At 43.4% G+C, this 9,791-nt stretch carries 6 protein-coding genes; 3 read left to right on the top strand and 3 right to left on the bottom strand.

The features are described 5' to 3' along the window. Window positions 1-43: 43 nt before the first annotated feature. The 3 genes from HWQ37_RS07190 (at window position 44) to HWQ37_RS07180 (ending at window position 2,175) form a co-directional block, all read left to right on the top strand. The gene (locus tag HWQ37_RS07190; protein ID WP_292745323.1) at window positions 44-475 is read left to right on the top strand and encodes an AAA-type ATPase lid domain-containing protein; all 432 of its coding nucleotides are present in this window, start codon (window positions 44-46) and stop codon (window positions 473-475) included. 303 nt (window positions 476-778) lie between these two features. Further along, window positions 779-1,510, top strand: coding sequence for an RNA polymerase factor sigma-54 (locus HWQ37_RS07185; protein ID WP_292745322.1), 732 nt, complete (start codon window positions 779-781; stop codon window positions 1,508-1,510). An 89-nt stretch (window positions 1,511-1,599) separates the two neighbouring features. Beyond that, on the top strand, window positions 1,600-2,175 hold the full coding sequence (locus HWQ37_RS07180) for an RNA polymerase factor sigma-54 (protein WP_292745320.1): 576 nt from the start codon (window positions 1,600-1,602) through the stop codon (window positions 2,173-2,175). 306 nt (window positions 2,176-2,481) lie between these two features. Here HWQ37_RS07180 and HWQ37_RS07175 read toward each other — a convergent pair whose 3' ends face one another. The 3 genes from HWQ37_RS07175 to HWQ37_RS07165 form a co-directional block, all read right to left on the bottom strand. Further along, complete coding sequence (locus tag HWQ37_RS07175; RefSeq protein WP_292745318.1) at window positions 2,482-3,666, bottom strand: anion transporter; 1,185 nt, start codon at window positions 3,664-3,666, stop codon at window positions 2,482-2,484. Further along, window positions 3,663-4,931 (bottom strand): MFS transporter, encoded by a 1,269-nt coding sequence (locus tag HWQ37_RS07170; protein ID WP_292745316.1) that lies wholly within the window; start codon window positions 4,929-4,931, stop codon window positions 3,663-3,665. Before HWQ37_RS07170 ends, HWQ37_RS07175 begins: the two co-directional genes overlap by 4 nt. A gap of 509 nt (window positions 4,932-5,440) precedes the next feature. After that, complete coding sequence (locus HWQ37_RS07165; RefSeq protein WP_292745314.1) at window positions 5,441-9,751, bottom strand: beta strand repeat-containing protein; 4,311 nt, start codon at window positions 9,749-9,751, stop codon at window positions 5,441-5,443. Between the last annotated feature and the right edge of the window lie 40 nt (window positions 9,752-9,791).

Below are 9,791 nucleotides of genomic sequence, written 5' to 3'. Positions count from 1 at the left end.
ATGCTTACGGTGTGCGTAGCGATCGCCCTTTTGGAAAAACTTTTTGGTTTACTGTTACTATCGCTTTAACGTAGTACGAATTGAACTGCCACCTTTGCGCGATCGCCCCGAAGATTTAGAACAACTTACCCAACATTTTCTCAGTTCTATTGCTCTAAGAAACGGAATTAAAAACTTAGCAATTACCTCAACCGCCCTAGAAAAACTGAGAGATTACCCTTGGCCTGGAAATGTCCGAGAACTGCAAAATACTTTAGAGAGAGCAGCAATTTTTTCTGGAGGAAGAACCATTCTTCCAGAGCATCTAATTTTTAATCAAGAACATCAGATAAATTTGAACTTAGAACAAGCGATCGCTCAGTTAGAAATAAACTTTATCCGCCATGCTTTAGCACTTTATCCCCAACAACCCCACAAAGCATTAGGAATTTCCGCCGAAAGCCTTGAGCAAAAAAAGAAACAATGGAATTTATAGCACAATACTTTCCAAGTCTCATTCCCATGCTCTGCTAACCATATCATTTAATCTTGACAAAGCTATTCATAACTCCTAATTTAATCCAGTTAAGTCTTTCTTTCCTTTGCGCTCTTAAAGGTTGTTTGAAAAGTCGTTGGCTGTGATTTTAATCGCATAGTTACCCCCCTTCGTCCCCCCTTATAAAGGGGGTAAACAAGAAAAATCCGGTTCCCTCCCCTTAGCAAGGGGAGGGTTAGGGTGGGGTAAAAAATGACTTTGGCAAATATTTTTAGCCTTAATTTAACCACTATCTCCTAACTAATGAATTCCTTAAACTCAACATCTACACTAGAAACACACCTAGAAACTCAAACCGTTATTTACCCAACCCTACAGTACTTAGTTCGCTTCTTACCGTGGGATGGAAAACGAGTATTCGACCATCTTCGAGAAGAATCTAAACACAATCCATTTATAATAGAAAACTCTGATTTCCATAACAGCGAAGCACTTTTAGACGATATCAAACCTAATTGGTACAATCCCATCGCCCAGGAATTAAGCCTAAGCGAACATCTTCTCGGACAAATATCAGCTTTATCAATCCCATCAAAACAACGTCAAGCCTTAACCTATCTAACTCAGTGGTTATCCAACTCCGGTTACTTAGAAGAAACTCCAGAAATTTGGGCAGATGGTAGTATATGGAGTCCAAAAGAACTAGAGGCTGTAGTGCCTATCCTCCAAACTTTAGATCCACCTGGAATTGGTACTCGCTCCCTGCGAGAATGTCTGTTAGTACAACTAAAAGACCAGCCTGAAAGCCTAGCTTTTCTACTAATTAAAAATTATTTAGAAGACATACCAAATTGTATTGGTAACACTTCCGAAGCAAAACACAATTGTCAACTACTATTACAAAAGCTGCATCAAAACCATCAAAATATTGATATCGATAAAATCACCGATGCTATTCATGAAATTCAAGAATTAGAACCACGTCCGCCAGAAACTTCGGTGGTAGTAATGCTCACATCGTCACCCCTGATTTAAAAGTTGAGCTAATAGCTGGAAGTTGGGAAATTTCTTTAGCCTATGAAATCAAACAACGTTTTTGTCTGAATTCCGAAGCCATTAAACTTTTGCAGGAATCACCAAAATCAAGGCGAGATACCCAACAACTAGAAGCATTATTACAAAAAGCTAGAAATTTACTCACAGCATTGCAACAATGGCAAGAAAATCTGCTCAAAGTTGGTCAATTTTTAGTTGAGCGCCAGCAAGCTTTTTTGCAGAGTCGGGATAAATTAGACTTAATTTCTACCCCTCAGCAATTAATAGCTCAATCGGTGGGACTTAGTAACTCTACAATCAGCCGGATTGTGCGGGGACGATATATATTAGTTTGTAACCAAAACAGTCGGATAATTCCGTTGCATTCTCTATGTGTTCCTGTCGGAGTAGGCGGGCGTACTCCTCAACAAATCCAACAGATGCTATTACAGTTAATTGCAGAAGAATCACCCGCCAATCCTTATACTGATGAGCAATTAGCCCAGCTTTTGAAAATCCGATTTTGTCTGCCAATCACTCGCAGAACAGTTACAAAATACCGTAAAATTTCCGGGATAAAGTCATCACATCACCGCAAGTTGACTGATAAAAAGATGGGAAGCAAGAGCAGGAAGCAAGGAAGTCTCTTGAAATATCAAAGTTGAGCCTTTGAACCTGAACGTTGAGCCTTTTAGCCTGAACGTTGCACCTTTGAGCTTGAACGTTGCGGCTTTGAGCCTGAAATTTTAAGTTTGATTGTTGACGAATGACTAATGACTAAGACAATACGCTTGGGTTAAGGAAAGAGACGCGATAAATCGCCGTCTCTACAAAGGACTGATTATTGTAGAGACGGCGATTTATCGCGTCTTTGCAATTAGCGGCGTGTCATCAAAAAACCTTATCCGAACCGTATTGGAAGGAGAGAGTTTTTTCGCCGGGTTTTTGAGTATTTTTTTATTTGGAAGTCCCTAAATCCAAAAATAAGCCAGGATAAGAGTCAGCACAGTTAACGGTAGACCAAAACGTAGATGTTCCCAGAATGACAATTGATAACCAAGTTTTGCGACAGCCTCAGCAACAATTAAATTAGCAACTGAACCTAACAAAGTTAGATTACCTGCTAAGGTAGATCCTGCTGCTAATAGTAACCAGGTTTTTGTATCTGGATGGGGAATTAAATGTTGTAGTAACAATACGGCTGGAACATTAGAAACTAAATTTGAAAGGAGAGCAGTAATTCCTAATATGTTCATAGGAGTATAAACTAAACCGCTAAATAAATTCAATATTCCTAATTTTTCTACTCCAGCAGTCACAACAAATAGTCCAGAAAACATCACCAATAAGTCCCAATCTACTTTATTTAAAACTCGTTGCGGTTTGATTCGCCTAGTAATGAAGAGTAAACCAGCAGCTACAAATGTTGCTTGGGCTGGGGGCATCCCAATTAAGAATGCAATTAATAGCCCTCCGGTTATCAATAGGCTTTTAGTCAGCAACGGTTTAAATATGCGGTAACGCACGGGGGTTACACTCGGACAAGATTTAGTAGAACGGACATCAGGATAAAGCCACCACAATAACCCAATTTGGATTAACAAACTTACTAATGCGATGGGAGTCAATGCTTTTGCAAAATCGAGATAGCTGATACCAGAGAAGGAACCAATTAGGATATTTTGCGGATTACCACTTAAGGTAGCCACTGAACCCAAATTAGTTGCTCCCGCCAAGGCAAGTAGGTAAGGAATCGGATTGAGCTTCAAAGTTTGGGTTAAACCGAGAACCAAAGGAGTCAAAATTAGAGCGATGGTATCGTTCAAAAAAAAAGCCGAGAGAATTCCACTGCCGAAAGTTAAAACAATTAGCAAACCCAAAGGGCTACGGGTAAAGTGTGTAACTGTATCAAGGGTTAGTTGAAAAAAACCAGCGTAAGCTAAGTTTGTGCTGATTACCATCATGCCAAACAGGAAAATCAGCGTTTTATAGTCTATCGCTTGCCATGCTTCTTTGAGGTCTAATACCCCGAATGCCATCAGTAAAGATGCACCAACTAAAGCAATACTGGCTCGGTTCATCCGCAAACCAGGGAGATATCCTAAACCCAAACCGATATAAGTCAGCCCAATGATGATGTATCTGAAAACAATCATGATTTCGCTAAATGCTTTTGATGTGATGCTTTTCTATTAACTCCTGTTTTTGTTTCAGGTACACAGAACCAAAAAACTGCTAAAGCCACAACTGCAATCGCTGCTAAAATCAAAAAACCAACATTGTAACCAGCACTTTTAACTACAAACCCAGCCAACACGTTGCTCAAACCCGCACCAACACCAATGGCAGTGTTGAGCATCCCTTGGGTAACATTAAAGCGTCCCGTGCCTTTAGTCAAATCAGCTACCATCAACACCGAAAGCACACCAAAAATCCCGCCTGCAATACCATCCAGAATTTGCACAGAAACGAGAAAATAGGGATTGTCCGAAAGCGTATACAGCACTCCTCGAATCGGTAAGACGGCAAAGCCCAGCAAAAATATGGGTTTTCGGGCTGTATTTGCGAAACGTCCAGCCAAATTGGATACCGGAATCATGACTAACTGAGCCACAATGATACAAGCAGACATATAAACTGTGTCACTTGTCCCTTTACCCTGTGCCAATTCTTGACCAACTAGCGGTAACATGGCAGCATTGGCAAAGTGAAACAGAACGACTGCGACAGTAAAAAATAAGATTGGGCGATCGCTTAATAATTCCAATATGCCTTCATAGCGCTGTTGATGTTTTTCATTATCTTCTTCTTCCCCCTCTTCACCGTCTCCACGCGCTAATTCGTGGTCAATCTCTCTTTCACGAATCATCCTCACTGAAATAATACTGCCCACGGCCATAGCTGCAACCAGGAAAAATATTGCCTTACGTGCAATAAAGTAACCTGCTAAACCAGCGAGAGTTGCAGCTAGCAGATTTCCGGCATGGTTAAATGTTTCATTACGACCTACCCGCCTATCTAATCTCTCATGTCCTACAAGTCCCAGAGTAATAGCAGTAATCGCAGGTGGAAAAATTGCTGCTGCAATCCCAATCATAATCTGAGAGCCAATCACAACAGGCAAATTGGGGAATAAGCCGATAGCAATACAGCCGATAGAAACAAACACCGCCGCCAGTACAATCAACATTCGTTTTTGACGTAGCCTGTCAACCAATGCACCAGCTGGTGTTTGGGCGATAACTGTGGCAATTGCCGAAGCTGACATCGCCAATCCAATTTGAGCAGGGTTCCAATTTGCTGAAGCTTTCAGGTAAATACTCAGATATGGCCCAACACCATCGCGCACATCTGCGAGAAAGACATTCAAGTAATCAAGCGATCGCAAACTCTTCTCACTCGGTTTTCGCTGTTTTTGCATAAGTCTTTAGTGATATTTTGTCAGCTATGGAGATGTCACAATATTCTTATGCAAAAATCGTGCCAAATCAATGGGCATCTGGGGAGAAAACCTTCTTTGTGAATATATAGAGACTGAGTTGAGGGAACTCCAAGAAATAAATTATCCAAGATTGTGGGGTGGGCATCTTGCCATTGGTGTCAAGTTAAAGCGTCAGCCCAGATGTCAAGAGACCTTGCGGTGTTAGGTCGGTGTCGCTGACGCACTGCCTTAAGTAGTCCCATAGAACGTTGATGCTCGACGAACCTTCGTAATGAGTTGTAGTTTTGGATTTTGCGTGCGTAGCCCGCCTTCTCTACGAGACGCTCCGCGAACGGCATCGTGCGCGATGGAAAAAATATAAACTGCGGAAGTCCCTAAAAGTTGGCAGTTGTGTTGCACTTAGATGTGTATTTATGACAAATTACCCAGCAAGAGTCGATCTGTTTCTTGCTGGGTAATCTGTTAATGCTTGCGATAGTTAACTTTCGTTAGGCAATGACAGTAATATTTACATTAGTGAGCATTGCCTGATTCGAGAACTGAGCGATTTGAACTTGTGCAGCCTTACCAGTGCCATCTGCGTCAAAGAAAAGATTACCCGTAGTTTGATCGTAGATAAAGCGATCGCCTCCTGCGATCGCACTAGTACCAAGTCGAAATAAGCCCGAATCGAGCGTCGTATTCTGAGATTGAACCAGCGCGAATTCAGCTTTGGAAATCAAGATAGTATCATCTCCAAGAGTAAAATCAGCGATCGTATCATAGCCTCCAGTACGGCTACCAGTTAAGTTGAAGCTGTCTTGCCCAATTCCACCAGTCAGCACATCTCGACCAACTCCACCAACTAGTAAATCATCACCTGTACCACCGAGTAAGGTGTCATTGCCTGAGTTCCCAAAGAGGCTATCGTTACCATCTCCTCCTGTTAATGTGTTAGCAGCATTATTTCCTGTCAGGATGTTATAGAAGCTGTTACCAGTACCATTGATTATCCCGGTTCCACTTAAAGTCAAGTTCTCCAGGTTATTTCCCAACACCCAACTCACCGAAGACTTGACTAAATCTGTACCTGCATCTACGCCTTCAACAATCGTATCGTTGAGGTTGTCTACAGTGTAAATGTCATTGCCAACTCCACCATCAAGATTGTCAACTCCCGCACCTCCATCCAAGGTGTCATCACCCGCACCGCCTAACAAGGTGTCATTGCCAGTACCACCAACCAGGCTATCATTCCCATCTTCTGCTTTCAAGGTGTTAGCGCCACCATTTCCAATCAAGATGTTATTAAGGCTGTTACCAGTACCATTGATTGCCGAGCTTCCAGTCAGGGTAAGGTTCTCCAGGTTATTTGCCAACACCCAAGTTACCGAAGACTTAACTAAATCTGTGCCACCATTGGCCGATTCAGTAATCGCATCGCTGAGGTTGTCCACAGTATAAATGTCATTGCCGACTCCACCATCAAGATTGTCAACCCCTACACCTCCATCCAAGGTGTCATCGCCCGCACCGCCTAACAAGGTGTCATTGCCTGTACCACCAATCAGGCTATCATTCCCATCTTCTCCGCTCAAGATGTTAGCAGCAGTATTTCCAGTCAAGATGTTCTTAAGGCTATTACCAGTACCATTGATTGCCCCAGTTCCAGTCAGGGTCAAATTCTCCAGGTTATCTGTCAACACCCAAGTTACCGAAGACTTCACTAAATCTGTACCTGCATTTAAGCCTTCAGTAATCGTATCGTTCAGGTTGTCTATGGTGTAAGTATCATTGCCAGCCCCACCATTGAGACTGTCAGATCCCAGACCTCCATCCAAGGTGTCATTACCTGCACCACCATTAAGGGTGTCATTGCCGGAATCACCAAAGAGGTTGTCATTGCCATTTTCTCCACTCAAGATGTTAGCGGCAGTATTTCCAATCAAGATGTTATTCAGGCTGTTACCAGTACCATTGATTGCCGAGCTTCCAGTCAGGGTCAAGTTCTCCAAGTTATTTCCCAAGACCCAACTCACCGAAGAATTAACTAAATCTGTGCCAGCATTGGCGGATTCAGTAATAGTGTCGCTGATATTGTCCACGGCATAGGTGTCATTGCCCGCCCCACCGATCAGACTGTCATTTCCTGTACCACCATCTAAGAAATCATTTCCATCGCCGCCATCAAGGGTGTCGTTATCACCTAGTCCTTTGAGCGTGTCATTGCTTTGTAATCCAGAAATGATATCCATATTCACCGTACCAGTCAGGTTGTCTATACCTGAAGTACCAGTAAACACATTAGTAGGTTGATTAATGGTCAAGTTGACAGTAGCAGTGCTACTGCCTCCATGCCCATCACTTATGGTGTAAGTGAAGCCGTCGGAGCCATAATAGTTTTCGACAGGTGTATAGGTGTAAGTACTATTACCATTATTGACTAAGCTTCCTTGACTAGGTTGAGTGAAGCTAGTAATGCTCAAGATGTCACTAACATCCACATCTGTATCATTTTTCAACAGAGTACTAGTACTAATGACAATAGGTGTATTTTTGTTTGTGGTGATGCTGTCGTTAACAGCGACGGGCGCATCATTGGTATTAAGTACTGTCAGAGCAAAAATATCGCTGACAGTTGCCGTTCCATCACTGGCGGTAACTTTGATGTTGAGGCTACCAACATTGTCATTTGTGGGAGTACCACTGAAGGTCGTGCCGTTGAAGATCAACCAACTGGGAATTGGATTACCATTTTCCAGAGTAGCGCTGTAGGTGAGGCTACCTGCGGCATCCACATCCGTGAAGGTGTTAGCTGGTAAGGCGAAACTGAAGGGGGTGTCTTCTGTCGCTATTTTGTCACTAATGGGGTTGGCAAGGACTGGGGCATCATTCACCGCCGTAATATTAATATTGCGGGTAACGGCAGTACTATTACCAGTCCCATCATTAACGACAAAGCTGACAGTACGAGGTGTAGTATTGGGGTTGTCACTGCTATTGGTATAAGTAACAGAACGCAGTGCAGTTTGATAATTAGCAACGGTAGCACTACCATTTAAAGTTAAAACACCTGTGTTGGGGTTGTAGCTACCCGTAATCCCATTTTGGTTGGTAAAGGCGAGGATGTCTTGAGCAGAGGCAAAACCACTGGTAATACTGACAGTAGCACTAGCCAGGTTAGAGGAGTCTACATCGCTGACGGTGATGCCTGAGTCAATGACTGTAGTAGCATTCTCTGTGTATGCTAAAGCAGAATTAGTAGCAGTAGCAACGGGCGCATCATTCACCGCCGTAATATTAATATTGCGGGTAACGACGGTACTATTAGCAGTCCCATCATTAACAACAAAGCTGACGGTACGAGGTGTAGTGCTGGGGTTATCACTGCTGTTGTTATAAGTAATGGAACGCAGTGCGGTTTGATAGTTAGCAACCGTGGAACTGCCAGTTAACGTTAAAACACCTGTGCTGCTGTTGTAGCTACCCGTAATCCCATTTTGGTTGGTGAAGGCGAGGGTGTCTTGAGCAGAGGCGAAACCACTGGTAATGCTGACGGTGGCACTAGCTAGGTTGGGGGAGTCTGTATCGCTGACGGTGATGCCTGAATCAATAGCTGTAGTGGCATTCTCAGTGTATGTCAGGGCAGAAGCAGAACCAGAGGTGATTGTCGGGGGAACCCCACTATTGCTGTTTAGTTGGGCATATATACCATCCGCAGATCCATCCTGACCATCGCTAGTCCAGGAAATTACAAAGTCTCCAGTGGCATCTATCGCTACTGTGGAGTTACTTTGAGAGTTGTTGGTGTAGGTATTGACCTTAAATTCGCCCCCAATAGCTACCCCAGAACTGTTGTAGCGTTGGGCATATATGCCATCCGCAGATCCATCCTGACCATCGCTAGTCCAGGAAATGATAAAGTCCCCATCTGCATCCATCGCTGCTGTGGGGTTATATTGAGAGCTGTTAGTCTGGGTATTGACTTTGAATTCAGCCCCTTGAGCTACCCCAGAACTGTTGTAACGTTGGGCATATATGCCATTCCCAGATCCGTCCTGACCATAGCTTTGCCAGGAAATTACAAAGTCCCCAGTGCTATCCATTGCTACCGTGGGATTATATTGATAGCCGTTAGTATAGGTATTGACCTGAAATTCAGCCCCTTGAGCCACCCCAGCACTGTTGTAGCGTTGGGCATATATACCCAAGTAAGACCCATCCTGATAATAGCTTTGCCAGGAAATAACAAAGTCCCCTGTGGCATCTATCGCTACTGTGGGGTTATATTGAGAGCTTTCAGTGTGGGTATTGACCTGAAATTCAGCCCCAATAGCTACTCCAGCATTGTTGTAGCGTTGGGCATATACCCCATAGCTAGATCCGTCCTGACCACTGCTTTGCCAGGAAATAACAAAGTCCCCATCGGCATCCATCGCTACTGTGGGGTTAACTTGATTGTTGTTGGTGGAGGTATTGACCTGAAATTCGCTCCCAACAGCTACCCCAGCACTGTTGTAGCGTTGGGCATATATCCCAAGACCAGACGCATCTTGGCTTTGCCAGGAAATAACAAAGTCCCCAGTAGCATCTATCGCTACTGTGGGGTTCGTTTGATCGTTGTTGGTGTTGGTATTGACTTTGAATTCATTCCCAACAGCTACCCCAGCACTGTTGTAGCGTTGGGCATATATCCCCAAGCCAGAAGTGTCCTGACCATTGCTTTGCCAGGAAATGACAAAATCCCCATCTGTATCTATCGCTACTGTGGAGTTAGATTGATTGCCAGTGGTGTAAGTATTGACTTGAAATTCATTCATGAAAAAACCTCTGAAAAAATTAAAAATTTGATTTCAACAA

Source organism: Nostoc sp. NMS4, from assembly GCF_017115095.1.
Lineage (GTDB): Bacteria > Cyanobacteriota > Cyanobacteriia > Cyanobacteriales > Nostocaceae > Nostoc.
Note: the sequence above shows the minus strand (reverse complement) of the source record. Positions and strands in the feature narration are given on the sequence as shown.

Coding starts and splice junctions, on each gene's coding strand:
- HWQ37_RS07185 (WP_292745322.1), top strand. CDS start 779: ATGAATTCCTTAAACTCAACATCTACACTAGAAACACACCTAGAAACT.
- HWQ37_RS07175 (WP_292745318.1), bottom strand. CDS start 3,666: ATGATTGTTTTCAGATACATCATCATTGGGCTGACTTATATCGGTTTG.
- HWQ37_RS07170 (WP_292745316.1), bottom strand. CDS start 4,931: ATGCAAAAACAGCGAAAACCGAGTGAGAAGAGTTTGCGATCGCTTGAT.
- HWQ37_RS07165 (WP_292745314.1), bottom strand. CDS start 9,751: ATGAATGAATTTCAAGTCAATACTTACACCACTGGCAATCAATCTAAC.